This window comes from Streptomyces sp. NPDC036813, from assembly GCF_055609245.1.
Genome location: NZ_JBVJPV010000013.1, coordinates 211,768 through 236,606, shown reverse-complemented (window position 1 = coordinate 236,606; position 24,839 = coordinate 211,768). Strand labels below are relative to the sequence as shown.

The 24,839-nt window shown below is 71.9% G+C and carries 21 protein-coding genes; 12 read left to right on the top strand and 9 right to left on the bottom strand.

Annotated elements, in window-relative coordinates; genetic code table 11:
• The first annotated feature begins 98 nt into the window (after positions 1–98).
• From gatC to ACZ67Q_RS26475, 10 genes are all read left to right on the top strand, one after another.
• Positions 99–395, top strand: a complete 297-nt coding sequence (gene gatC / locus ACZ67Q_RS26520) for an Asp-tRNA(Asn)/Glu-tRNA(Gln) amidotransferase subunit GatC (protein WP_004925108.1) — start codon at positions 99–101, stop codon at positions 393–395.
• 5 nt (positions 396–400) lie between these two features.
• The gene (gene gatA, locus ACZ67Q_RS26515; RefSeq protein WP_471186665.1) at positions 401–1,897 is read left to right on the top strand and encodes an Asp-tRNA(Asn)/Glu-tRNA(Gln) amidotransferase subunit GatA; all 1,497 of its coding nucleotides are present in this window, start codon (positions 401–403) and stop codon (positions 1,895–1,897) included.
• The gene (locus tag ACZ67Q_RS26510) at positions 1,894–2,133 is read left to right on the top strand and encodes a hypothetical protein (RefSeq protein WP_103782893.1); all 240 of its coding nucleotides are present in this window, start codon (positions 1,894–1,896) and stop codon (positions 2,131–2,133) included. The genes gatA and ACZ67Q_RS26510 overlap by 4 nt, the downstream gene beginning before the upstream one ends.
• Positions 2,134–2,148: 15 nt before the next feature.
• Complete coding sequence (gatB, locus tag ACZ67Q_RS26505; RefSeq protein WP_471186662.1) at positions 2,149–3,663, top strand: Asp-tRNA(Asn)/Glu-tRNA(Gln) amidotransferase subunit GatB; 1,515 nt, start codon at positions 2,149–2,151, stop codon at positions 3,661–3,663.
• A gap of 269 nt (positions 3,664–3,932) precedes the next feature.
• Positions 3,933–6,176: an MMPL family transporter gene (locus tag ACZ67Q_RS26500; RefSeq protein ID WP_471186659.1), complete on the top strand. Its 2,244-nt coding sequence runs from the start codon at positions 3,933–3,935 to the stop codon at positions 6,174–6,176.
• Positions 6,154–6,708 (top strand): GNAT family N-acetyltransferase, encoded by a 555-nt coding sequence (locus tag ACZ67Q_RS26495; RefSeq protein WP_471186656.1) that lies wholly within the window; start codon positions 6,154–6,156, stop codon positions 6,706–6,708. Before ACZ67Q_RS26500 ends, ACZ67Q_RS26495 begins: the two co-directional genes overlap by 23 nt.
• Before the next feature lie 65 nt (positions 6,709–6,773).
• The gene (locus ACZ67Q_RS26490) at positions 6,774–7,319 is read left to right on the top strand and encodes a hypothetical protein (RefSeq protein WP_471186653.1); all 546 of its coding nucleotides are present in this window, start codon (positions 6,774–6,776) and stop codon (positions 7,317–7,319) included.
• Positions 7,320–7,559: 240 nt separating this feature from the next.
• Complete coding sequence (locus tag ACZ67Q_RS26485; protein ID WP_471186650.1) at positions 7,560–7,745, top strand: hypothetical protein; 186 nt, start codon at positions 7,560–7,562, stop codon at positions 7,743–7,745.
• A 350-nt stretch (positions 7,746–8,095) separates the two neighbouring features.
• Positions 8,096–11,137: a helix-turn-helix transcriptional regulator gene (locus tag ACZ67Q_RS26480; protein WP_471186818.1), complete on the top strand. Its 3,042-nt coding sequence runs from the start codon at positions 8,096–8,098 to the stop codon at positions 11,135–11,137.
• 37 nt (positions 11,138–11,174) lie between these two features.
• The gene (locus ACZ67Q_RS26475) at positions 11,175–11,354 is read left to right on the top strand and encodes a DUF6191 domain-containing protein (protein WP_361627844.1); all 180 of its coding nucleotides are present in this window, start codon (positions 11,175–11,177) and stop codon (positions 11,352–11,354) included.
• Between the two features lie 6 nt (positions 11,355–11,360).
• Here the strand turns inward: ACZ67Q_RS26475 and ACZ67Q_RS26470 are convergent, their stop codons facing one another.
• From ACZ67Q_RS26470 to ACZ67Q_RS26460, 3 genes are all read right to left on the bottom strand, one after another.
• Complete coding sequence (locus tag ACZ67Q_RS26470; RefSeq protein ID WP_471186647.1) at positions 11,361–12,506, bottom strand: PQQ-dependent sugar dehydrogenase; 1,146 nt, start codon at positions 12,504–12,506, stop codon at positions 11,361–11,363.
• Positions 12,507–12,998: 492 nt separating this feature from the next.
• Complete coding sequence (locus ACZ67Q_RS26465; RefSeq protein WP_471186644.1) at positions 12,999–14,030, bottom strand: P1 family peptidase; 1,032 nt, start codon at positions 14,028–14,030, stop codon at positions 12,999–13,001.
• A gap of 177 nt (positions 14,031–14,207) precedes the next feature.
• The gene (locus ACZ67Q_RS26460) at positions 14,208–15,437 is read right to left on the bottom strand and encodes a low temperature requirement protein A (RefSeq protein ID WP_471186641.1); all 1,230 of its coding nucleotides are present in this window, start codon (positions 15,435–15,437) and stop codon (positions 14,208–14,210) included.
• A 66-nt stretch (positions 15,438–15,503) separates the two neighbouring features.
• Here ACZ67Q_RS26460 and ACZ67Q_RS26455 point away from each other — a divergent pair, with 66 nt between their 5' ends.
• On the top strand, positions 15,504–15,686 hold the full coding sequence (locus ACZ67Q_RS26455) for a hypothetical protein (RefSeq protein WP_471186638.1): 183 nt from the start codon (positions 15,504–15,506) through the stop codon (positions 15,684–15,686).
• 197 nt (positions 15,687–15,883) lie between these two features.
• Here the strand turns inward: ACZ67Q_RS26455 and mscL are convergent, their stop codons facing one another.
• The 6 genes from mscL to ACZ67Q_RS26425 all read right to left on the bottom strand — a co-directional run bounded on the left by mscL (position 15,884) and on the right by ACZ67Q_RS26425 (position 21,781).
• Positions 15,884–16,339 (bottom strand): large conductance mechanosensitive channel protein MscL, encoded by a 456-nt coding sequence (mscL, locus tag ACZ67Q_RS26450; protein ID WP_471186635.1) that lies wholly within the window; start codon positions 16,337–16,339, stop codon positions 15,884–15,886.
• A 138-nt stretch (positions 16,340–16,477) separates the two neighbouring features.
• Entirely contained in the window at positions 16,478–17,074 is a 597-nt protein-coding gene (locus ACZ67Q_RS26445) for a hypothetical protein (RefSeq protein WP_471186632.1), read from the bottom strand.
• 251 nt (positions 17,075–17,325) lie between these two features.
• Positions 17,326–18,168 carry an S-methyl-5'-thioadenosine phosphorylase gene (locus tag ACZ67Q_RS26440; protein ID WP_471186630.1) on the bottom strand — a complete coding sequence of 281 codons (843 nt, stop codon included), beginning with the start codon at positions 18,166–18,168 and terminating at the stop codon, positions 17,326–17,328.
• A gap of 88 nt (positions 18,169–18,256) precedes the next feature.
• On the bottom strand, positions 18,257–18,571 hold the full coding sequence (locus ACZ67Q_RS26435; protein ID WP_471186627.1) for an FmdB family zinc ribbon protein: 315 nt from the start codon (positions 18,569–18,571) through the stop codon (positions 18,257–18,259).
• A gap of 67 nt (positions 18,572–18,638) precedes the next feature.
• Positions 18,639–19,931, bottom strand: a complete 1,293-nt coding sequence (locus tag ACZ67Q_RS26430) for an MFS transporter (protein WP_471186624.1) — start codon at positions 19,929–19,931, stop codon at positions 18,639–18,641.
• A 350-nt stretch (positions 19,932–20,281) separates the two neighbouring features.
• The gene (locus ACZ67Q_RS26425) at positions 20,282–21,781 is read right to left on the bottom strand and encodes a potassium/proton antiporter (protein ID WP_471186817.1); all 1,500 of its coding nucleotides are present in this window, start codon (positions 21,779–21,781) and stop codon (positions 20,282–20,284) included.
• Between the two features lie 213 nt (positions 21,782–21,994).
• On the opposite strand from ACZ67Q_RS26425, the gene ACZ67Q_RS26420 reads away from it, so the two are divergent.
• Positions 21,995–24,820, top strand: coding sequence for a penicillin acylase family protein (locus tag ACZ67Q_RS26420; RefSeq protein WP_471186621.1), 2,826 nt, complete (start codon positions 21,995–21,997; stop codon positions 24,818–24,820).
• Positions 24,821–24,839 lie beyond the last annotated feature (19 nt).

Sequence of the window (24,839 nt, the reverse complement as noted above, 5' to 3'; positions counted from 1 at the left end):
CGCCTCGCGCGGCCCCCCGGCAAACCGTTTAACAGGCACGGCCCGCTGCCCCATAGGATTGGGCCAAACCACACACACTCACCCCAGAGGATCGCTGCATGCCTGGCATCACGCGCGAGGAGGTCGCCCACCTCGCCCGGCTGGCGCGTCTGGAGCTGAAGCCCGAAGAGCTCGACCACTTCGCGGGACAGCTGGACGACATCATCGGCGCGGTGGCCCGCGTCAGCGAGGTCGCCGACCAAGACGTACCGCCGACCTCGCACCCGCTCCCGCTGACGAACGTCATGCGGCCGGACGAGGTCCGTCCCTCGCTCACCCCCGAGCAGGCGCTCTCCGGCGCCCCGGCCCAGGAGCAGCAGCGTTTCAAGGTGCCGCAGATCCTGGGGGAGGAGTGACCACCATGACGGACAACATCATCAAGCTCACGGCCGCGCAGATCGCCGAGAAGATCGCCTCCGGCGAACTCACGGCCGTCCAGGTCACCGAGGCCCACCTGGCCCGGATCGAGGCCGTCGACGAGAAGGTGCACGCCTTCCTGCACATCGACCGCGAGGGCGCGCTCGCCCAGGCGCGTGCCGTGGACGCCAAGCGCGAGCGCGGCGAGAAGCTCGGCCCGCTGGCCGGCGTCCCGCTCGCGCTGAAGGACATCTTCACCACCGAGGGCGTGCCCACGACCGTCGGTTCGAAGATCCTCGAAGGCTGGATCCCGCCGTACGACGCGACCGTCACGCGCAAGCTGAAGGCCGCCGACGTCGTCATCCTCGGCAAGACCAACATGGACGAGTTCGCCATGGGGTCCTCCACCGAGAACAGCGCCTACGGCCCGACCGGCAACCCGTGGGACCTCACCAAGATCCCCGGCGGCTCCGGCGGCGGTTCCTCCGCCGCGCTCGCCGCCTTCGAAGCCCCGCTCGCCATCGGCACCGACACCGGCGGCTCCATCCGCCAGCCGGCCGCCGTCACCGGCACCGTCGGCGTGAAGCCGACCTACGGCGCGGTCTCCCGCTACGGCATGGTCGCCTTCTCCTCCTCCCTCGACCAGGGCGGCCCGTGCGCCCGTACGGTCCTGGACGCGGCCCTGCTGCACGAGGTGATCGCCGGTCACGACCCGCTGGACTCCACCTCCATCGACGCCCCGGTGCCGCCGGTCGTCGAGGCCGCCCGCAACGGCAGCGTCGAGGGCATGCGCGTCGGCGTCGTCAAGCAGTTCCGCGGCGAGGGCTACCAGCCGGGCGTGATCCAGCGCTTCGACGAGTCCGTCGCGCTGCTGAAGGACCTGGGTGCCGAGATCGTCGAGCTGGACTGCCCGTCCTTCGACCTCGCGCTGTCGGCGTACTACCTGATCGCGCCGTCCGAGTGCTCCTCCAACCTGGCCCGCTTCGACGGCCTGCGCTACGGCCTGCGCACGGGCGACGACGGCAGCCACTCGGCGGAGGAGGTCACCTCCTTCACCCGCGAGGCCGGCTTCGGCCCCGAGGTCAAGCGCCGCATCATGCTGGGCACGTACGCGCTGAGCTCCGGCTACTACGACGCGTACTACGGCTCCGCGCAGAAGGTCCGCACGCTGATCAAGCAGGACTTCGACAAGGCCTTCGAGCAGGTCGACGTGATCGTCTCCCCGACGACCCCGACCACCGCCTTCGCGATCGGCGAGCGCGCCGACGACCCGATGGCGATGTACCTCGCGGACCTGTGCACCATCCCGACCAACTTGGCGGGTAACGCGGCCATGTCCCTGCCCTGCGGTCTCGCCCCGGAGGACAACCTCCCGGTCGGCCTGCAGATCATCGCCCCGGTGATGAAGGACGAGCGCCTGTACAAGGTGGGTGCCGCGGTCGAGGCCGCCTTCGTGGAAAAGTGGGGGCACCCGCTCCTGGAGGAGGCTCCGTCGCTGTGAGCAAGCTGTCCAAGGCCAAGGACTTCAAGAAGTCCAAGTCCGGTACGTACCTGTCGATGGCCACCACCGCGTTCGGCGCGCTCGGTGTCGCCAAGCAGATCAAGAAGGCCCGCGCCGAGCAGGACACGCTGCGGCTGATCGACGCCACCGTCTCCGCGGTCGCGATCGTCACCGGCCTCGCCATCCTGTACCGCGAGCTGAAGCGGCTGGGCGACGACGACGTCCTGCTGGGCTGAGAGGGAAGTTTCACCGTGACCACCACGACCGACCTGGTGTCGTACGAGGACGCGCTGGCGTCGTACGACCCCGTCATGGGCCTCGAGGTCCATGTCGAACTCGGCACCAAGACCAAGATGTTCTGCGGCTGCTCGACCTCGCTCGGTGCCGACCCGAACAGCCAGACCTGCCCGGTCTGCCTCGGTCTGCCCGGCGCGCTCCCGGTCGTCAACGCGACCGGCGTCGAGTCCGCCATCAAGATCGGCCTCGCGCTGAACTGCGAGATCGCCGAATGGTGCCGCTTCGCCCGGAAGAACTACTTCTATCCGGACATGCCGAAGAACTTCCAGACCTCCCAGTACGACGAGCCGATCGCCTTCAACGGCTACCTCGACGTGCAGCTGGAGGACGGCGAGACCTTCCGCGTGGAGATCGAGCGCGCCCACATGGAGGAGGACACCGGCAAGTCGACGCACGTCGGCGGCGCCACCGGCCGTATCCACGGCGCGTCCCACTCCCTGCTGGACTACAACCGCGCCGGCATCCCGCTCATCGAGATCGTCACCAAGCCGATCGTCGGCGCGGGCGAGCGCGCGCCCGAGGTGGCGAAGGCGTACGTGCGTGAGCTGCGCGAGGTCATCCGTGCCCTCGGCGTCTCCGAGGCCCGCATGGAGATGGGCCAGATGCGCTGCGACGTGAACCTGTCGCTGCGCCCGAACGGCACCGAGAAGTTCGGCACCCGCAGCGAGACCAAGAACGTCAACTCGCTGCGCTCGGTGGAGCGTGCGGCCCGCTACGAGATCATGCGCCACGCGGCCGTGCTCTCCTCCGGCGGCACGATCGTCCAGGAGACCCGCCACTTCCACGAGGACACCGGGTCCACGACCTCGGGCCGCGTGAAGGAGGAGGCCGAGGACTACCGGTACTTCCCGGAGCCCGACCTGGTTCCGGTCGCGCCCTCGCGCGAGTGGGTCGAGAAGATCCGCGCGGCCCTGCCCGAGATGCCGCTGGCCCGCCGCACCCGGCTGCTCACCGAGTGGGGCATCACCGCCACCGACATGCAGGCGATCCTCAACGCCGGCGCGCTGGACCTGATCGTCGCCACCATCGACGCCGGTGCCGACGCGGCCTCCGCCCGCAAGTGGTGGATGGGTGAGCTGGCCCGCAGCGCCAACGAGTCCGGCACCTCGCTGGACGAGCTGGCGATCACGCCGCAGCAGGTGGCCCGGGTGACCGAGCTGGTCGCCAAGGGCGACCTGAACGACAAGCTCGCCCGTCAGGTCATCGAGGGCGTCCTCGCCGGCGAGGGCACGCCGGACGAGGTCGTCGACAAGCGCGGTCTGAAGGTCGTCTCCGACGAGGGCGCGCTCACCGCCGCCGTCGACGAGGCCATCGCCGGCAACCCGGCCATCGCGGACAAGATCCGCGGCGGCAAGGTGGCCGCGGCCGGCGCCCTGGTCGGCGCCGTCATGAAGGCCACGCGCGGCCAGGCCGACGCGGCCCGGGTCAAGGAGCTGATCCTCGACAAGCTGGGCGTCAGCGAGGGCTGAGCACCGCACGGCGCACACGGCAGGCCCCGGGGACGACGTCCCCGGGGCCTGCCGCATGTGAGTGACGCCACAACAGGTGACAGAGTGCCGCCGACTGTCCTGTGACCTCGCTCCCAACACCTGTGAACAAGGCCACGAAAGCCGCAAAGGATCTTTTCCGCCTGTAAGAGTGGCTAGGCGTTGCTCATGCGTTCTTTGCGGGCTGTTCGGTTAATGGACCACTGTTCCCGGTCAAAGATCCACAATTCAGTCACTCTGGGAGCAGGTTCGTGGCAGCCCTTGCACGCTGGTGTGTCCGACGGCGCCTGATCGCCGTACTGCTGTGGCTCCTCGCCTTCGGCGGGGTCACCGCTGCCGCCGCCGTGACCGGCTCCGCCTACTCCAACGACTACGACGTCCCCGGCACGCAGGCCGGCCACGCCGCCGAACTGCTCGCCGAAGGCTTCCCCGGAATGAGCGGCGACAGCGACACCGTCGTCTGGCACACCACCTCCGGCACCGTCCGGGCCGCCGACGTCGAGCAGACCATGACCCGCACGCTCGAGAAGATCGACGACCTGCCCGGCGTGGTGGCCGTCAGCGGCCCCTACAGCGGCCAGGGCGCCGGCCGGATCAGCGCCGACGGACACACCGCGTACGCCACCGTCACCTTCGCCGACACCGTCGAGCACATCACTCCCGCCGAGGCGCAGGCCGTGGTGCACACCGCCAAGTCCGCCGAGGGCGACGGGCTCCAGGTCGAGCTGGGCGGCAGCGCCATCGCGCTGACCAAGACCTCCGGCGGCCACCTGGCCGAGGTGGTCGGCGTCCTCGTCGCCGCGGTCGTCCTCTTCCTCGCCTTCGGCTCGCTCGCCGCCTCGCTGCTGCCCATCGCCACCGCCCTGGTCGGCGTCGGCACCGCCTACGCGGGGATCGAACTGCTCGGGCACGCCATGACCGTCGCCGACTTCGCGCCCATGCTCGGCATGCTCATCGGGCTCGGCGTCGGCATCGACTACGCGCTGTTCATCGTCACGCGCCACCGGCGCGGACTCAAACGCGGGCTCAGCGTCACCGAGGCGGCCACCAACGCCGTCGCCACCACCGGACGCGCCGTCGTCTTCGCGGGTGCGACCGTGTGCATCGCCCTGCTCGGCATGCTGATCCTGCGCCTGAGCTTCCTCAACGGCGTCGCCATCGCCGCCTCGCTGACCGTGGTGCTCACCGTCGCCGCCTCCGTGACCCTGCTGCCCGCCCTGCTGTCGTTCATCGGCATGCGCGCCCTCAGCCGCCGCGAACGGCGCCGGCTGGCCGAGCACGGCCCGCAGCCGGAGCTGCCGACCGGGTTCGCCGCCCGGTGGTCGGCGTTCGTCGAGCGCCACCCCAAGAAGCTCGGCGGCCTCGCCGTCGCCGTCATCGCCCTGCTCGCACTGCCCACGCTCTCCCTCCACCTGGGCACCTCCGACCAGGGCAACGACCCGCAGACCACGACCACCCGCAAGGCCTACGACCTCCTCGCGGACGGCTTCGGCCCCGGCGTCAACGGCCCTCTGACCCTGGTGACGCGCGTAGAGGGCGCCCAGGACAGACTCGCCCTGGACAACCTCGACACCACCCTGCGCGGCACCCACGGCGTCGCCTCCGTGACCCCCGCGACCTACGGCCCCGGCGGCGACACCGCGTACCTCACCGTCGTCCCCGAATCCGCCCCGCAGTCGCAGGCCACCAGCGACCTCGTCGACCGGCTGCGCACCGACGTGCTGCCCCGCGCCGAGGGCGGCACCTCCCTCGACGTGTACGTCGGCGGGGTCACCGCCTCCTACGACGACTTCGCCGGGGTCATCGTCGGCAAGCTGCCCCTCTTCGTCGGCGTGGTCATCGGCCTGGGCTGCCTGCTGCTCCTGCTCGCCTTCCGGTCCGTCGGCATCCCGCTCAAGGCCGCCGTGATGAACATCGCCGCCGTCGCCGCCGCGTTCGGCGTCGTCGTGGCGATCTTCCAGTGGGGCTGGGGCAGCGAACTGCTCGGACTGGGCCGCGCGGGCCCCATCGAGCCCTTCCTCCCCGTGATCATGGTGTCGGTCCTCTTCGGGCTCTCCATGGACTACCAGGTCTTCCTGGTCAGCCGGATGTACGAGGAGTGGCTGGAGACCGGGGACAACCGACGCGCGGTGCGCATAGGGCTCGCCGAGACCAGCCGGGTGATCAACTCCGCGGCGGTCATCATGATCTCCGTCTTCCTCGCCTTCGTCCTCAGCGGCGACCGGGTCATCGCCATGTTCGGCATAGCGCTGGCCTCCGCCGTCGCCCTGGACGCCTTCGTCCTGCGCACCCTGCTGGTGCCCGCCCTGATGCACCTGCTCGGCGCCGCCAACTGGTGGCTGCCGCGCAGCCTGGACCGTGTCCTGCCCCGCATCAGCATCGAGCCGCCCGAGTGCCGGGCCGCCCATGAGAGGCTGGCCGCTGCGACGGACGCCGAGGTGGCGGACGTACTGGCGAAGGAGCAGCAGCAGGATGTACGCGATATCCCTGGGTGACGACGGAGCGCAGTTGCGGCCGCTGGAGCCCTGGCACGCCGAGGAGTTCCTGGCGCACCTGGAGCGGGGACGCGACTTCATCAACCAGTACGTCCCCTTCGGCTCCAAGGCCGTCGACGTCCCCACGGCGCGCGAGGCCCTCCAGCGCTACGCCGACATGCGCGCCGCCGGCACGGCCTCACTGCACGGACTGTGGCTGGACGGCACGCTCGTCGGCGGCGTCCTCACGCTGAACTTCGACGCCGAGAACGGCACCTGCGAGGTCGGCTGCTGGCTGGAGCCGGCGGCGACCGGGCGCGGGCTGATCACCCGGGCGATGCGGGTGCTCATCGACTGGGCCGTCGAGGAGCGCGGCATCCACCGCGTCGAGTGGGTCGCCTCCGCCGGCAACGTCCCCAGCATCAACGTCGCCCGCCGCCTCGGCATGACCCGCGACGGGGTCAGGCGCGCGGCCTACCTCCACCACGGGGAACGGCACGACCTGGAGATCTGGTCGGTGCTCGCCCCCGAATGGCGCGCCGCACGCGCGTGACGCACGCCGGCGGCCCGTGACGATCATTAAGGGACCTCTCAGACTCCGTCCGTACGGTGCGGAGCATGGCTACCAAGACTGAGCACGAGGCCGCGGCGACGCAGGCCGACGAGGCGACCGGGACCGAGGAGGAGACGCAGACCGAGCAGGACACGCAGGCCGGGCAGGAGACGCCCGAGGCGGAAGCGCGGGAGGCCGAGCAGCAGGAGGGCGGTCCCTCGGGGGTCGGCCAGGGCGCCGGCGCCGTCGTCGCCGCCGGGCTGGGCGTCGTCTCGCTCACCGGCAGCTGGACCGGCACCGTGGCCTCCGCGCGCGAGTCGCTCATCGGCCAGCTGCACACCTCGTCGTCCTCGAGCGTCGCGACGATGGTCAAGGAGGGCTACGGCGACGCCTGGCAGGCCACCGCATTGTGGGCCGGCCTGTTCGCGCTGGCGGCGCTGGTCGTGGGCGTGGTCGTGCTCGCCCGGCCCGCGTTCGGCGCACCCGGCCGGCCGCAGGCACCGTGGATCAAGTCGGTCGCCTGGGCGGGCGTCTCGCTCGGCGTGATCGGCCTGCTCCTGGCCGTCCTGAAGTACACGGACGTACTGCTGGGCCTGCCCGCCACGAGCTGAACGACCGCCGGTCCGCGCGGGCCGTCGTAGGTCCCGCGAGGAGTCTTCTTAGCTCCGGCGGTCGTCTTAGGCCCCCCGCGCGGTGCCTTACGGCGGACCCGGGGATCCCCGACCGGCGTCTAAGGCCCCCCACCGCGCGCAAGATGCGGAAGTCTCCCGATGTGGCGGACCCCCCTGGGAGACGAAAGTAAAGGCATCGCAGAAAGCGAGACCTCGACTCTCTTCCCGCAGGGGGACCACATGTACGAGTACGACGTCCAGCAGGCCCGCACCGCCGAGCTCATCCGCCGGGCCGACCAGGAGCGCCTGGCCCTTGAGGCCGTCCGCGCCGACCGCGCCGCCCGCCGTGAAGCCGCCGCACGCACCAGCGAGGCCGAGGCGCATACCGGCCGCCCGCGCCGCCGTTGGTCCACCCGGGCCGCGTGAGCGGCGCGGCGCCGGGTGCGGGGAACGGCCGTACGGGGGTCGGCCGCCCGCACCCGTCGACATCGACGCCGAAGAAGGCATCCGGCACCACCGACACCGGCCTCCCGACGGGGCCGGTGTCCGGCTTTCCGGCGCCGGAGCGGACGGTGCCCGCGGGGCCGAAGGAGCTGTCCGTGCGGGCGTCCGGACCGGTCAGCGCGGCCGCTCCCGTCGTGGTTCTCCCCCTTCCGGCCGAGGACACCGCGAGCCCCACCGCCGGCGCGGTCGCCGCCTCGCCGGCCGGCCCCGGCGGCCCGGCGGCCGCTCTGCCCCCGGCGAAAACCGGTGCCCCGTTGTCAGAGCCCCGTGCGATGCTCTCCGGCGTGGAGACCAGGTCCGTCAGTCCGGTGTTCGTCGGTCGCGCCGACGAGTTGGAGGCATTGCACGACGCGCTCGCCCGCGCCGCCACGGGCGAGCCGCAGGCGTTGCTCATCGCGGGGGAGGCCGGCGTGGGCAAGACGCGGCTGGTGGAGGAGTTCGCCACCGCCGCAAGCCGGCGGGGCGCCGTCGTCGCGCTCGGCGGCTGCGTCGAGATCGGCGCCGACGGCCTGCCGTTCGCCCCGTTCTCCGCCGCCCTGCGCGCGCTGCGCCGCGAACTGCCCGCCGACGTCGCCGCAGCGGCCGCCGGCCAGGAGGACGAACTGGCCCGGCTGCTGCCCGAACTGGGTGAGGCCGGCCCCGGCCGGCACGACGAGGAGGGCATGGCCCGGCTCTTCGAACTCACCGCCCGCCTGCGCCAGCAGATCGCCGCCGAGCGGACCGTCGTCGTCGCCCTGGAGGACCTGCACTGGGCCGACGCCTCCACCCGTCACCTCCTCGCCTACCTGCTGCGCACCCTGCGCGCCGGGCGCCTCGTCGTCCTCGGCACCTACCGCTCCGACGACATCCACCGCCGCCACCCGCTGCGCCCCCTCCTCGCCGAACTGGACCGGCTGCGCACCGTCCGCCGCCTGGACATCGCCCGCTTCACCCGCGACGAGGTCTGCCGCCAGGTCGCCGGCATCATCGCCGGTGAACCCGACCCGGACCAGGTCGACGACATCTTCGAACGCTCCGACGGCAACGCCTTCTTCGTCGAGGAACTCGCCGTCGCCGCCCACGCGGGCTGCTGCACCGGCCTCACGGACACCCTGCGCGATCTGCTCCTGGTCCGCGTCGAGGCGCTGTCCGAGAGCGCCCAGCGGGTCGTCCGGGTCGTCGCCGAGGGCGGCTCCACCGTCGAGTACCGGCTGATCGCCGCCGTCGCCTCCCTCGCCGAGGACGACCTCATCGAGGCGCTGCGCGCCGCCGTCAACGCCAGCATCCTCATCCCCACCCCGGCCGGCGACGGCTACCGCTTCCGTCACTCCCTGGTCCGCGAAGCCGTCAGCGACGACCTGCTCCCCGGCGAGCGCTCCCGCCTCAACCGCCGTTACGCCGAGGCCCTGGAGAGCGACCCCACCCTCGTCCCCGTCGATCAGCGCGTCATGCGCCTGGCCAGCTACTGGTACCACGCGCACGACCCCGCCAAGGCGCTTCCCGCCGTCCTGGACGCCTCGGTCACCGCCCGCCGCCGTCACGCCTACAGCGAGCAACTCGGCCTGCTGGAGCGCGCGATGGAGCTGTGGGAGGCCGTCCCCGAGGACGTACGGGCGCGCCTGCGGCCGCACGACCACGCCGAGGCCTATCCGGCATGCGGCTGCGACCCCGCCGCCACGCCCCTGCGCTACCTCGACCTGATGGCCGAGGCGGCGGTGGCCGGACGCCTCTCCATGGAACGCGAACGGGCCCTGAAGATCACCAAGCGGGCGCTGCGGCTGCTGGAGGACGACCCCGACCCGCTGCGCGCGGCCTGGTTCTGGAGCCAGCGCTCCCGCCTGGTGCAGTCCCTCGCCCGAGGCGACGGCTGGGCCGAACTGGCCACCGCGCAGGAACTGGTGCGTGGCCTGCCGCCGTCCACCGTGCACGCCGAGGTGCTCACCGCCGTCGCCGGCTGGTCGATGCTGCACCAGCCGGGCGCCGAGGCGCTCGCGGCCGCCGAGAGGGCGGTGGAGTACGCGCGCATGGTGGACGCCCGGTCCATCGAGCTGAACGCCCGGCTCACCCTCGGCGGGCTCATGGTCGACTCCGGAGCCGTCGAGGACGGCCTCGCCGAGATGCGCCAGGTCTTGGAGCGGGCGATCCAGGAGGGCGTGCCACCCGTCGCCGGCCGCGCGTACATCAACCTGCCCTCCGAACTGGAGTCGGTCGGCCGCTCCCGGGAAGCCGCCGCCGTACTGCGCGAAGGGACCGCCTACGCCCGGAAGTTCGGGCTGCTGGACTCCGAGTCGTGGGTGTGGGGCAACCTCTCCGACTCGCTGTACTCGCTGGGGGAGTGGGACGGCGCCGCGCAGGCCGCGGAGAACGCCCTGCGCCGCGGACAGAGCGCCAAGCCGCAGGGCACGGGCGCGCTGTGTCTGGCCCGTCTCGCGCTCGCCCGGGGGGATCTGGCCGAGGCGGAACGCCAACTGGACGCGTCCCGCGGCCACTTCGGTTCGCACGACCCGATGCCCCAGCAGCGGCTGCCGCTGGCCCGCATCGCCCTCGGAGTGGCCGCGGCCCAGGGCCGCCTCCTCGACGCCCGCGCGGAACTCGAAGGCGCCCTGGACGCCGGGACGCCGCCCGGCACCCAGCGCTACGCCTGGCCCCTGCTGCTGGCGGCCGCCACCGCCGAGGCGGACGCGCTCCCCTCACCCGCGGCCGAGCAGGGCCGCGAGCGGACCCTCGCCCGCATCCTCCAGGCCGTCAAGAAGCTCACGACGGCGGCCCCGATCTGGCACGCCCACGAGCAGTGGGTGCGCGCCGAAGTGCTGCGTGCCGAGGGCCGGGCCACCCCGGACACCTGGTCACCGGTCGTCGCCGCCTTCGAGGCCCTGGAACGCCCCTACGACCTCGCCCGTGTCCGCCACCGCCTCGCCGAGGCCCTGGTCACCGCCGGCGGCGACGACGAGCGTGCCCGGGCCACCGAGCTGCTCCGCCTGTCCCACGCCGTCGCCGACCACCTGGGCGCCCGCCCGCTGGCCGACGCCACCGCCCTGCTCGCCCGCCGCGCCCGGCTGTTCCTGACCGGCCCCGCACAACCGGACGGGGATTGCGTCGACCCGGTCGAGGCCCTCGGCCTCACCACCCGCGAACGGGACGTACTGCGGCTGGTCTCGGCCGGCCGCACCAACCGCCAGATAGCCGAGGAACTGTTCATCTCACCGAAGACCGCCAGCGTCCACGTGTCCAACATCCTTGCCAAGCTGGGCGTCTCCGGACGCGGAGAGGCGGCGGCCGTGGCACACCGGCTGGGCCTGTACGCCGAGGCCCTCCCTGTGCGGGCCGGGCGCTGAGACGTAGGGTGGAAGGAACCGGCAGCGGGGAGGGGCGATGTTCAACGTCTTCGAGGAAGTGTTCGCGCCCGGCCGCAAGCACACCCGCGACGAGCAGAACCGGCTGGAGCTGACCCGGGAGGACGTCGGCGACGGCGACCCCGGGCGCGGCCCGATAGACCTGGCGTCCGGCAAGGTGGTCGTCCGGCCGCCCAGCCCGGAGCAGGACGAGGAGTGAACCCCCTCAGCCGACCCGCACCTCCAGGATCCGGTCGTCCCCGCTCTTCGGCTCACCGCGGCCGTCGGTGTTGCTGGTGGTGACCCACAGCCTGTCCCCACCGGCCGCGACCACCGTGCGCAGCCGCCCGTACGCACCCCGCAGGAAGTCCTGCGGCGCGGCGGACGCCTGCGTGCCCTTGAGGGGGATCCGCCACAACCGCTCCCCCTTGAGCGCGGCCATCCACACACAGCCGTCCGCGTAGGCGATGCCGCTGGGCGAGGCGTCGTCGGTGTGCCACTGAGCGATCGGATTCACAAAGGCACGATCACCGGACCGCCCCTCGGCGCTCGGCCACCCGTAGTCGCCCCCCGGCTTGATCACATTCAGCTCGTCCCAGGTGTCCTGCCCGAACTCCGAGGCGAACAGCCGCTGCTTGCCGTCCCAGGCGAGCCCCTGCACGTTGCGGTGCCCGTACGAGTACACGGGGGAGTCGGGGAACGGATTCCCCGGCGCCGGCTCGCCCTCCGGCGTGATCCGCAGGATCTTCCCGCCCAGCGACTTCCGGTCCTGCGCGAGCCCCCGCTCGCCGGTCTCGCCGGTACCGGCGTACAGCATCCGGTCCGGTCCGAAGGCGATCCGGCCCCCGTTGTGAACGACACCCTTCGGAATGCCCTTGAACACCGTGTCGGGCGCCCCCAACTGGTCGCCCGCCGGCTTCTTGGCGTCGTAGATCATGCGGGCGATGCGGTTGTCCGAGGCGGAGGTGAAGTACGCGTAGATCATGTGGTCCGAGGCGTAGTCCGGGGACAGCGCGATGCCCAGCAGGCCGCCCTCGCCCTCCGCGGCGACCCCGGACACCTCGCCCAGCTCGGTCTTCTTCCCGGTCCTGTCGTCGACCCGGCTGATTGTCCCCTTGTCCCGCGACGCCACCAGCAGACCGCCGTCCGGCAGCGGAGCGAGCCCCCACGGCGAGTCCAGCCCGGTCGCGACGGTACGCACGACCGTGACGGTGCCCTTCGCGGGCGCGGCGGACTCCCCGGGCGCCGTCGGCGACGCCACCGCGCGGCTCGGCGAGGCGGCCGTCTCAGGCGATCCCCCACCGGAGGAACAACCGGCAGCCCCCACGATCACGACGGTGCCCAACAGAGCCGCCCCAACTCGCCCCTGCACGCTCCACTCCCTTCACCGCCCCATAGTTCCTACGCGGCCCACCCGTCCAAGGTTCCCGCACCCAGGAACTGAACGCGTGAGTTCGACCAGAAAGCGATCTGACTGGCCCGCCGCAGGTACGGCAGCACGGCGGCCGTACCACGGCGCTCCCGCACCCGCGTACGGCGGGAAGGGCCGGGGTGGGGGGTGTCCGCCCGCAGCGTCCGGCACCGGGCAACAGCACCGGCGTCGGAAACGGGCGGCCGGACCGAGGACGGACACCCCCCACCCCGGCCCGACCCACAACGCACCGCAGGCGCGCACCGCAACCGACCACGCACCGCAACGGGCCGCCGCAGGCACCAAAGGGGCGCGGGGAACTGCGCGACCGGCCGGCCACCGGGCCCGCGGGCAACACTCACCCGCGTCGCGCGACCGGCCGGCCACCGGGCCCGCGGGCAACACTCACCCGCGTTCGCGCGACCAGCCGGCCAGAGGCCCCGCAGGCAACACTCACCCTCGTCCGAACAGCTCTCCATACGACGGCCACCCACCCACCGACTCGGCCGCCCGCACCGCCCGCACGATCGCCCGCGTCACCACATCCGCCCCCGCCGCAAGCAGCGCGTTCAACGCCAGCGGATCCCCCGCCGGCAACGCACGCGCGCCCGTGGCCAACGCGAACACGCTGTCCCCGTCGTTGAGCAGATGCACCGGCCGCACGGCCCGCGCGATCCCGTCATGCGCGGTCCCCGCCACCTTCTGCGCCTGCGCCTTCGACAGCACCGCATCCGTGGCGACCACGGCCAACGTCGTGTTCATCGGCGGAGCCATCCGCACAGCCGACAGCTCCCCCAGACGCGCCCGCGCCGCCTCGGCCACCTCCGTCGGCGGATACGCCACCCGCCGCCCCCCGAACAACTCCGCGTACATCTCCCCGTACAGCACCCCCGTCCCCGGATCCACCACCGATCCCGCCGCGTTCGCCACGACCAACGCCCCCACCGTGACCCCGCAGTCGAGCACCACGCTCGCCGTCCCGATCCCGCCCTTCAGCAACCCCACGGCCGCCCCCGTCCCGGCCCCCACGCACCCCTCCGCGACAGCCGCCCCGACCGCACTGTCCGCCGCCGCCTCGACCGCGGCCCGCCCCATCGCCGCGTCCGGCCGCGCCCGGAAGTCACCACCGCGCCCGAGGTCGAACACGCACGCCGCCGGTACGACGGGCACGACATGCGTGGGATCCGGCCCCACCCGCACCCCCCGCCCCCGCTCCTCCAGCCACGCCATCACCCCGGACGCCGCGTCGAGCCCGTACGCGCTGCCCCCGGTGAGCACCACGGCCTCGACCTTCTGCACGAGGTTGCGCGGATCGAGGGCGTCGGTCTCCTTCGTCCCCGGCCCGCCGCCGCGCACGTCCACGGCGGCCACGGCGCCCCCCTCCGGAGCGAGGACGACGGTGGTCCCGGTCAGCCACCCGTCACCACGGCGCGTAGCGTGCCCGATCCGCACCCCGATGACATCCGTCAGAGCGTCAACTGTCATGCGCCCCAGTGTGACCCGCCATCGCGCCACCCACCCGTGCCACCCGAATCCGCGCCGCCGTGCCACCCGCCCGCGCCACCCGACACCGCGCCACCCCCACCCCCCGCCACCCGATCCACTGCCCCCACCCGCACCCCCACCCCCACCCCTGGCACCCGTGCGCGCAGCGCGCTCCCATCACCCGACCCCATGCGCGGAGCGCGCCCGCGCTGTCAGCGTCACCCCGACCGCCACCGCGAGCCCCGACACGATCCCCGCCGCGAGCACCGCCCACTCGCCGAGGAAGGTGCAGCAGATCACGAGCAGCGCGGTGACCGGCAGGACCATCTGCTGTGCGATGCCGACCTTGAAGTGACGGGCGTGCAGCGCCCATACGGTCAGCAGATACAGCGCCGTCGGCAGCGTCACCGCCGCCGAAGCGGCCGTCGTGGAGATGTGCGCCGAACCGACCGCCTGCTCGACGGCCACCTCCAGCCCCGCGCCGATCGCCGCAGCGGAGGCGAAGATCAGGTAGTGCCCGTAGCCCCACACGAACGCCTGCCGGCTGGAGCGCAGGTGCCCGTGGATCGGTACCACGAAGTAGATCCACCAGGCGGCGAACACGATCAGCAGCCCGCCCGCCGCGATGGGCAGCAGCTCACCGAGGGCGTCGTGCTCGTCCACGGCCGACTTGACCGCGACCGTGGCCGCGGCGATCGTCTCGCCGAGCACGATGATCGTGAACAGTCCGTAGCGCTCTGCGATGTGGTGCGGATGCCAGGCCGTGGTGAAGGACCTCTCCGCGATCAACGGCACCGACAGCTCGGCGAGCACCATCACCAGGAACACCCAGGGCCGCGCGGGCTCCGGCAGCACGATCAGGCCGACCCACCCGACCTGGCAGAGCAGCACCCCGCAGGCGTACCGCACCGCCGCGGTCCGCTCCGCGTCCTCGGCCGATCTCGCGGCGCGCAGCCACTGTGCGACCAGGGCCAGCCGCATGATGACGTAGCCGAGCCAGACGACGAAGAAATCGTGTTCGTCGAAGGCCCGTGACACCCCCGCCGCGAGCACCAGGACACCGGCGATCTGCAGGAGGGTGACGACCCGGTACAGCACGTCGTCGTTGTCGTACGCGGAGGCGAACCAGGAGAAGTTCATCCAGGCCCACCAGATGGCGAAGAAGACCATCGCGTAGTTGAGGATGCCCTGGCCCGCGTGCCCGTCGGCGAGGAAGTGCACCAGCTGGGCGCCGGCCTGGGCGATCGCCACGACGAAGCACAGGTCGAAGAGGAGTTCCAGCGGTGAGGCGACGCGATGGGCCTCGTCGCGGCCGCGGGCCGTGAGCCTGCGCAGGGGCCGGTGTCGGGCAGGCGCGTCGGAGTGCGCGTCGGAGTGCGCGGGGGACTGGCTGGAACTCGGCGTCATAGGTCCCAGCACACCAGATAACCGGACGAAAATCTTCGGGCCGAGGCCGCGGCGTAACCTGGAGACATGAGCACCGCTTCCGCCCCCGAGCCGCGTGACCCGAAGGCCGCGCTGGTCTTCGACGACCCGCTCGAGCTCCAGTCCTCGGACGACACCGACGGCGGGTGGGGCGAGCGTCCCGCGACGACCGGCGACAGCGCTGCCGACCTGAAGCGCTTCCTGGACGAAAAGCCGCCCCACCACATCTGACCAGCGGGGCAGCCCGAGCGGCCGGACCGGCCCGAGCCCGCCCGACCATCCGAGCTCACGGAGCCGGGCCCCGCCGGACCATCCGAGCTCACGGAGCCGGGCCCCGCCCGACCACCCGAGCCCACGGGGCCGGGCCGCCACCGCGGTCGGCTCCGCCCTCCGGTGAACGGCTCCCCGCGCGGCTTCCCCCGCCGCTCCTACTCGCCGCGCCCCGCGGTCCGCTGGGCGACCAGCGTGTCGCGGATCTCCTTGAGCACTTCCAGCTCGCTGACCTCGACGATCTCCTTCGTCCCCTCCCGGGCTGCCTTGCGGTCCGCCTGGCGGGCCAGGTACTTCGCCATCGGCAGGACCATCAGGAAGTAGACGACCGCGGCGGTGATCAGGAAGTTCAGCGTCGCACCGAGGACGGAGCCCCACATGATGCGGATGCCCTCGTCCTTCGTGCAGCTCGCCGTCAGGCAGGAGCTGTAGTTGTCCAGGCTCTGGGTGCCGATCGCCCCGACCACGGGATTGATCACGCCCTTCACCACCGAGTTCACGATGCTGGTGAAGGCGGCGCCGATGACCACCGCTACTGCCAGATCGACGACATTCCCGCGCATCAGGAAGGCCTTGAAGCCCTCCCAGACACTCGGCGCCTTCTTCTCGCTCACCTCGAGGCCTTTCCTCGTCCGTACGGCATGTGGAGTAAATCGCTCCGCAACCTACGTCAGGCCAAGGGAGGCATGTCCAATCCGGTAACTCGATCGTGCCACTTGACAAACGATCGCTCAGACGCCGTGTCACGCGGCTCACCCCACCGTCACCGCGAGCCGTGCCGTCGCGCTCGCCCCGACGAGCCGCGCCGCCGTGGCCCGCGGCACCGACAGCACGACGAGGGTGCCGCCGCCCGGGACGTCGTCCGTGACCTCGGGCAGCCGGGCCACGCGGGCACCGCGGGCCACGACCCGCGCATCCCCGCCGCCCGTGCCGTCCTCCGCGGCGATGACGTCCACCCGGTCGCCCGGCCGCAGCAGGCGCACCGTGCCGGCGTCGGCGATCCGCACCGGCGCCGCGACCGTCCCTCCACCCGCGCGGCCCGGCGGATGCCCGCGGACCCGGTCGTGCCCGGTGGTCTCCCGTGGCCCCGCCGCCACCAGCGCGGCCGCGGTGACGACCAGACCGGCGGCGACAGCCCGCCTGCGGTACCGGGCGAGCCGGTGCACCAGATGGCGGACCCCGCTCACCCGCACCGGCGCGAAGTGCGGCACCTCGCACGTGGGCGGCACGTCGTCGCCGGGTGGCCGCGGACACGACAGCGAGGGAGCGGAAGCGGCGGGGACGGACACCGGGACGGGGACGGGGACTGCGCCGGGCGCGGGACAGGGCACCGGGACGGAGAGGGACACGGACACAGGACCACCACCTGCGACGAGGGCTTCGGCTTGCGCACCCCACGATGAGCCCTCGCGCCGCAGCCCGCGGACGCCCGTGGACTACCCACGGGTTGTGGAAAACCCCGTCACCCGTGCAGGACGCGCTCCCACGCCGGCGACCCCCTCACGGCCGCGCAAACCCCCTCAACGCCGCGCGACCCCCGTCACCGCAGCGCGACCCGCCCCGGCAGCGCGACCCGCCCCGGCAGCGAGCGCACCCCCCGTCACGGCAGCGTGAACCCCGGATCCATCCCCCCGAGCGCCGACGTGCACAGGCAGTCCCGATCCTCGTTCGCCGGCAGTGCCGCCACCGCGTCGAAGAGCACCCCCCGCATCCGGTCCACGTTGGCCGCGAACACCCGCAGCACCTCGTCGTGGGAGACGCCCTCGCCGGTCTCGGCGCCGGCGTCCAGGTCGGTGACCAGGGTGAGGGAGGAGTAGCAGAGCTCCAGCTCACGGGCGAGCGCAGCCTCCGGATGACCGGTCATGCCGACCACCGACCAGCCCTGCGCCTGGTGCCACAACGATTCGGCGCGCGTCGAGAAGCGCGGCCCCTCGACCACGACGAGCGTGCCGCCGTCCACCGGCTCCCAGCCGCGCCCCCGCGCCGCCTTCAGCGCGACCGCGCGCCCGACGGGGCAGTACGGATCGGCCAGCGACACGTGCACGACGTTCGGGACGGTGCCGTCGGGCAGCGGCAGCCCGTCGAAGTAGGAGTTCGCCCGGGCCTTCGTACGGTCCACGAGCTGGTCCGGCACCAGCAGCGTGCCCGGACCGTACTCGGGGCGCAGCCCGCCCACCGCGCAGGGCCCGAGGACCTGGCGCACGCCGACCGAGCGCAGCGCCCACAGGTTGGCTCGGTAGTTGATGCGGTGCGGCGGCAGGTGGTGGCCGCGCCCGTGCCGGGGCAGGAACGCGACCCGGCGGCCGGCGATCTCACCGAGGAAGAGGGAGTCGCTGGGCGGACCGTAGGGGGTGTCGACCTGGACCTCGGTCACGTCGTCCAGGAACGAGTAGAAACCGGAGCCGCCGATGACGCCGATCTCTGCGTTCGCCTTGTTCGCCATGCCCGCACCCTAACCGGCGGCGCACATGCCGAGGACCCTGGCGTCGGGTGACGACAGGGTCCGGCGAGAGTTCGTGGAGCAGCGCGCCTCAGGCGGCGGTGGTGCTGCTGCTCGAAGAGCCGCTGGAGCTCGACGAGGAGCCCGCGTCCGAGGAGGACGAGGAGGAGGTCGTCGTGGAGGACGAGGACGACGACTTCGACGACGCCGGCGAGCTGCTCGACGAGGAGCCGCGGCTGTCGTTGCGGTAGAAGCCGGAGCCCTTGAAGACGATGCCGACCGCGGAGAACACCTTCTTGAGGCGGCCCTGGCAGTTGGGGCACTCGGTCAGGGCGTCGTCGGTGAACTTCTGCACCGCCTCGAGGCCCTCGCCGCACTCGGTGCACTGGTACTGGTAGGTGGGCACTGTCTTCCTCCTGGCACTCTCACTCGATGAGTGCTAACGACGAACCATAGTGACGTATTCCCGGGCGTCAGTCCACTGTCACCGGCACGCGGTGACCCACGCCACGCGCGACGGTACGGCCCCGGGCGGGCGACACCAGCCGGGAGCGCAGCGCCAGCAGGGTCACCAGGGCGAGCAGCGTGCCGCCCATCGGCACCAGGAATCCGGCGCCGCCCCAGAAGCGGTCCTCCAGCTGGCCGGCGATCGTGACGGCCGCGGCTTGGCCGAGGGCGACCGCGCCGGTCAGCCAGGTGAACGCCTCGGTGCGGGCACCGGCCGGGACCAGGCCCTCGACGAGGGTGTAGCCGGTGATCAGGGCGGGCGCGATGCACATGCCGACCAGCAGCCCGAGCGCGGCGAGCAGCAGCACCGAGTGGGCGGTCCACAGCGCGGACGCGGCCAGCGCGAGGGCGGTGTAGCCGACGACCAGGCGGCGCTGCGGGGCGACCTTCCAGGCGATGGCACCGCAGACGACGCCGGAGATCATGTTGCCCGCGGCGAAGACGCCGTAGAGCACGCCGTTCAGGCCGGGCTCGCCGATCGACTCGGTGAACGCGGCCAGCGAGACCTGCATGCCGCCGAAGACGGAGCCGATGCCCAGGAACGTCACGATCAGCACCCGCACGCCGGGGACGCGCAGTGCGGAGGCGTGCTGCACGCGTGTGTGCTCGCCGCCGGTGTGGATCTGGGGCTGGGTGCTCTTCTGCGCGGCGAAGAGCAGACCGCCGATCAGGGTCAGTGCTGCCTCGGTCACCAGACCGGCGGCGGGCGCCACCGCGGTGCACAGGGCGGTCGCCAGCAGCGGGCCGACCACGAAGGTCAGCTCGTCGGTGACGGACTCGAAGGCGGCGGCGGTGCTCATCAGCGGGGAGCCCTTGAGCTTCACGCCCCAGCGGGCCCGCACCATGGGCCCGACCTGCGGCACCGAGGCGCCCGTTGGTACGGCCGCCACGAACAGCGCCCACAGGGGGGCGTGCGCGAGGGCGAGCGCGGTGAAGGTGAGACCGGACAGGGAGTGCACGATCACGCCGGGCAGCAGAACGGCGCGCTGGCCGTACCGGTCGGCGAGGCGGCCGCTGTAGGGAGCGAACAGGGCCATCGACACGCCGGTGACGGCCGCCGCGGCGCCGGCCGCGCCGTAGGAGCCGGTGGTGTGCTGCACGAGCAGCACGATGGAGAGGGTCAGCATCGCGAACGGCTGTCGTGCCGCGAAGCCGGGGAGCAGGAAGGTCCAGGCGCCGCGGGTGCGCAGCAGCTGCCCGTAGCCCGGGCGGGCGGCAGTCGCCGCCTTCTTCTTCTCCGAGGTGACCGTGGACGCCACGGCCCGTGCCTTTCTGCCGCCTGGTAGCGCGGCGCCCTTGTAAGGGCACCGTGCGCCGAGAGCTGTCCTCTTGCGCGGACTGCGGTAGATGCCGGGGCCCGCGGTGGGGGGCTGCTCGGCCGCCATACGGTCGCGCCAGCTCTGCGTCAGGCAGAGTTGGTTCGATCAGGGGTGCGCCTTTATCGTACAGGGTTTCCGCAAGGCGACCCTGTGAAAACGAGCACCATCAGCTTGGTCACCTGTGATTGGCCGGGGCGGCGGAGCGCGGTCGTGTCGCTGTCACCGCCCCCGGGCCCAGCCGGTCGGCCGTCACCGCTCCTCGCCCCCCGGGCCCAGCCGCCAGTCGGCCGTCACCCCTCCTGGCCCCCCGAGCCCAGCCAGTCGGCCAGCTTGCCGCCCTGGGCCACCGCGCGCAGCCTGCGCTCGGCCGCGTCGCGCACCGGGTCGGTGGTGACGACGAGCAGTTCGTCGCCGCGTCGCAGCACGGTCGTGGGCAGCGGCACGAAGGAGGTGCCCTCGCGCACCACGAGGGTGACCGCCGCGCCCGGCGGCAGGCGCAGCTCGTTGACCTCGACGCCGTGCATCCTGGAGCCCTCGGGGATGTTCACGGACAGCAGGTGGCCGCGCAGCCGTTCCAGGGGCGCGGACTCGATGCCGAGGTCGGCGGTCTCGGTGCGGTCGCCCAGCCGCAGCAGACGGGCGAGCCAGGGCAGGGTCGGGCCCTGGAGCAGGGTGTAGACGACGACCAGGACGAAGACGATGTTGAAGACGCGGCGGCTGCCCGCGACGCCGTTCACCATGGGGATGGTCGCCAGGATGATGGGGACGGCGCCGCGCAGTCCGGCCCACGACATCAGCGTCTGCTCCCGCCAGGGCACCCGGAACGGTGTGAGGCACAGCACCACGCTCAGGGGCCGCGCCAGCATGGTCAGCACCAGCCCGATGACGAGCGCGGGCCACACGTCGTCGCCCAGCTCGTGCGGGGTGACCAGCAGGCCGAGCAGGACGAACATGCCGATCTGCGCGATCCAGCCGAGCCCTTCGGCGAAGCCGCGGGTGGCGGGCCAGTGCGGCAGCTTGGCGTTGCCGAGCAGCATCGAGGCGAGGTAGACGGCGAGGAAGCCGCTGCCGTGGGCGAGGGCGCCGGCCGCGTAGGCGGAAACGGCGATGGCCATCACGGCGATCGGGTACAGACCGGAGGCGGGCAGGGCGACGTGCCGCAGGCCCCAGGAGCCGACCCAGCCCACCGCCAGCCCGACGGCCGCGCCGATGGCCAGCTCGAGGGCTATCTCGCCCACCAGGACGTACCAGTGCTCGACCGGGCCGGCCGTGGAGAAGGCGACGACCAGGATGACGACGGGGGCGTCGTTGAATCCGGACTCCGCCTCCAGCATGCCCGTCACGCGCGCGGGCAGCGGGATCCTGCGCAGCACGGAGAACACCGCCGCCGCGTCCGTGGAGGACACCACCGCACCGATGATCAGTGCCTGGCGCCACTCCAGGCCGACGAGGTAGTGCGCGCCCGCGGCCGTCACCCCCACGCTCACCGCGACCCCGGCCAGCGCCAGCGCGGAGGCGGCCGGCAGGACCGGTTTGATCTCCTTCCACTTCGTGCCGAGTCCGCCTTCGGCCAGGATCACGACCAGGGCGGCGTACCCGATGACCTGGGTCAGCGCGGCGCTGTTGAAGTGGATGTGTCCGACGCCGTCCTGGCCCATGAGGATGCCGATGCCCAGGTAGACGAGCAGGCTGGGCAGCCCGCTGCGCGAGGAGATCCGGACTGCTGCCACGGCGACGAGCAGGACGAGCGAGCAGACGAGCAGGAGCTGGTTGAGGTGGTGAACAGTCAGCGGCCGTTCCTTCCTGCGATCTTCCGATTACTTCGTTACCTTACCTAACTCTTGACGATTTCTTGACGCTGGGCGAGGCAAGATCGATCGCCTGCCCCGGCTGGTTGCAGACTCCGCGTCAAGTGCCACCGGGCCCTGCGCCTATGGTTGCTCCAGCGCTCAGTTAAAAGCACAGCCGAACCTGCCGCTCGCGTTAGGACAGCAAGGACAGCGATGCCCCCGAACACCACCGCCACAACGGGTCACAAGCCCGGCAAGTCCGGCAGGAAGAAGGGGCGCAAAGCCCGTCTTATCGTGCTCGTCCTGGTGCTGGCGGTCATCGGCGGCATCGGCTGGGGCGGGTACTGGTCGGTCAGCACCGTCCGGGCGTCGTTCCCGCAGACCAAGGGGTCGATCACGCTGCAGGGCCTGTCCGGCCCCGTCGACGTCAAGCGCGACGGCTACGGCATCCCGCAGATCTACGCCTCCTCCGACGCGGACCTGTTCATGGCGCAGGGCTTCGTCCAGGCGCAGGACCGGTTCTACGAGATGGACGTGCGCCGGCACATGACCTCCGGCCGCCTGTCGGAGATGTTCGGCAAGAGCCAGGTCGACAACGACGCCTTCCTGCGCACCCTGGGCTGGGACCGCGTCGCCAAGCAGGAGTACGACACCAAGCTGTCCGCCTCGACGAAGAAATACCTCCAGGCGTACGCCAAGGGCGTCAATGCCTACCTGGCGGGCAAGGACGGCAAGGACATCTCCCTGGAGTACGCGGCGCTGGGCTTCAGCAACGACTACAAGCCCGCGCAGTGGACGCCGGTCGACTCCGTCGCCTGGCTGAAGGCGATGGCCTGGGACCTGCGCGGCAACATGCAGGACGAGATCGACCGCGCCCTGATGACCAGCCGCCTGGGCCCCCAGCAGATCGCCGACCTCTATCCGCAGTACCCCTACGACCGCAACAAGGCGATCGTGCAGGAGGGCGGGTACGACGAGGCGACCCACTCCTTCGGGCAGGGCAGCGGCTCGGGCGGCGGCAGCGGCTCCGGCGCCTCGCTCAACGGCACTGGCAGCAGCAGCACCGGGAGCGGGACCGGTACGGGTACGGGCACGGGGACCGGCACCGGTGGCGGCACCTCCTCCGGCGCCGGTCTGCAGAGCCAGCTCGCGGGCCTGTACAAGGTCCTGGACGACGTCCCCACGGCCGTCGGCGTCAACGGCAACGGCATCGGCTCCAACTCCTGGGTCGTCGGCGGCGACCACACCATCACCGGCAAGCCGCTGCTCGCCAACGACCCGCACCTGTCGGCCTCGCTGCCCTCCGTCTGGTACCAGATGGGCCTGCACTGCCGCAGCGTCTCCAGCGCCTGCCGGTACGACATCACCGGCTACACCTTCGCGGGCATGCCCGGCGTGGTCATCGGCCACAACAAGGACATCGCCTGGGGCATGACCAACTCCGGCGTCGACGTCACCGACCTGTACCTGGAGAAGGTCACCGGCGACGGCTATCTGTACGGCGGCAAGGTGAGGCCGTTCGTCACGCGCGAGGAGACCATCAAGGTCGCCGGCGGCGAGACCAAGAAGATCGTCGTCCGCCAGACCCAGGACGGCATGCCCCTGCTGTCCGACCGCGACGACGAACTGGTCAAGGTCGGCAAGAAGGCCACCGTCGACACCGCGGCGCCCGACCGGGGCGACGGTTACGCCATCGCCCTGAAGTGGACCGCCCTGCAGCCCGGCACCTCCATGGACGCCGTGTTCGCGATGGACAGGGCGGCGAGCTGGAAGGACTTCCGCGACGCGGCGAAGCTGTTCGACGTGCCGTCGCAGAACCTGGTCTACGCCGACAGCAAGGGCGCCAAGGGCGACATCGGCTACCAGCTCCCCGGCAAGATCCCCACGCGCGGCAAGGGCGACGGCTCGCTCCCCGCGCCGGGCTGGGACCCGAAGTACCGCTGGACCGGGTACATCGACTTCGACAAGCTGCCCTACGAGTACAACCCCGAGCGCGGCTACGTCGTCACCGCCAACCAGGCCGTGGTCGAGGCGGACAAGTACCCCTACACGCTGACCACCGACTGGGGCTACGGCACCCGCAGCCAGCGCATCGCCGACCTGATCGAGTCCAAGATCAAGGGTGGCGGCAAGATCTCCACCGACGACATGCGCCAGATGCAGCTGGACAACAGCAGCGAGATCGCCAAGCTGCTCGTGCCGACGCTGCTGAAGATCGACGTCGGCGACAAGGACGTCCGCCAGGCGCAGGAACTGCTCGAGGGCTGGGACTACACCCAGGACGCCGACTCGGCGGCCGCCGCGTACTTCAACGCCGTGTGGCGCAACGTCCTGAAGCTCGCCTTCGGCAACAAGCTGCCCAAGGAACTGCGGGTCGAGGGCCAGTGCCTGTGGGTCGACCCGGTCAGCACCACCGGCCCGGTGGACGACACCGACAAGGTGCGCGAGTGCGGTCAGCGCGACGCCGACCAGGCGCAGCCCGACGGCGGCGACCGCTGGTTCGAGGTCGTGCGCACCCTGATGGACAAGCCGGACAGCGACTGGTGGAAGGCGCCGAGGTCCGGCACGCGCCCGGCGGCGCACAACCGCGACGAGCTGTTCAAGCGGGCCATGATCGACGCCCGCTGGGAGCTGACCGCCAAGCTCGGCAAGGACATCGACACCTGGAGCTGGGGCCGGCTGCACCGCCTGTTCCTGAAGAACCAGACGCTCGGCACCGAGGGCCCCGACGTCCTCAAGTACGTCCTCAACCGCGGCCCGTGGAAGCTCAGCGGCGGCGAGGCGGCGGTCAATGCCACCGGCTGGAACGCCGCCGGCGGCTACGGCGTCATCTGGGTGCCCTCGATGCGGATGGTGGTCAACCTCGACAACCTCGACAAGTCGAAGTGGATCAACCTCTCCGGCGCCTCCGGTCACGCCTACAGCGCCCACTACACCGACCAGACGGACAAGTGGGCCAAGGGCGAACTGCTGCCGTGGTCGTTCTCGCCGAACGCGGTCGACCAGAGCACCAGCGACACGCTCGTCCTGAAGCCGTGACCGGCTGAGCAGAAGCGAA

Excerpts from the sequence above, each read along its gene's own strand:
- gatC (WP_004925108.1), top strand. The coding sequence starts at position 99 with ATGCCTGGCATCACGCGCGAGGAGGTCGCCCACCTCGCCCGGCTGGCG.
- gatA (WP_471186665.1), top strand. The coding sequence starts at position 401 with ATGACGGACAACATCATCAAGCTCACGGCCGCGCAGATCGCCGAGAAG.
- ACZ67Q_RS26495 (WP_471186656.1), top strand. The coding sequence starts at position 6,154 with ATGTACGCGATATCCCTGGGTGACGACGGAGCGCAGTTGCGGCCGCTG.
- ACZ67Q_RS26490 (WP_471186653.1), top strand. The coding sequence starts at position 6,774 with ATGGCTACCAAGACTGAGCACGAGGCCGCGGCGACGCAGGCCGACGAG.
- ACZ67Q_RS26485 (WP_471186650.1), top strand. The coding sequence starts at position 7,560 with ATGTACGAGTACGACGTCCAGCAGGCCCGCACCGCCGAGCTCATCCGC.
- ACZ67Q_RS26480 (WP_471186818.1), top strand. The coding sequence starts at position 8,096 with ATGCTCTCCGGCGTGGAGACCAGGTCCGTCAGTCCGGTGTTCGTCGGT.
- ACZ67Q_RS26475 (WP_361627844.1), top strand. The coding sequence starts at position 11,175 with ATGTTCAACGTCTTCGAGGAAGTGTTCGCGCCCGGCCGCAAGCACACC.
- ACZ67Q_RS26465 (WP_471186644.1), bottom strand. The coding sequence starts at position 14,030 with ATGACAGTTGACGCTCTGACGGATGTCATCGGGGTGCGGATCGGGCAC.
- ACZ67Q_RS26460 (WP_471186641.1), bottom strand. The coding sequence starts at position 15,437 with ATGACGCCGAGTTCCAGCCAGTCCCCCGCGCACTCCGACGCGCACTCC.
- ACZ67Q_RS26455 (WP_471186638.1), top strand. The coding sequence starts at position 15,504 with ATGAGCACCGCTTCCGCCCCCGAGCCGCGTGACCCGAAGGCCGCGCTG.
- ACZ67Q_RS26440 (WP_471186630.1), bottom strand. The coding sequence starts at position 18,168 with ATGGCGAACAAGGCGAACGCAGAGATCGGCGTCATCGGCGGCTCCGGT.
- ACZ67Q_RS26420 (WP_471186621.1), top strand. The coding sequence starts at position 21,995 with ATGCCCCCGAACACCACCGCCACAACGGGTCACAAGCCCGGCAAGTCC.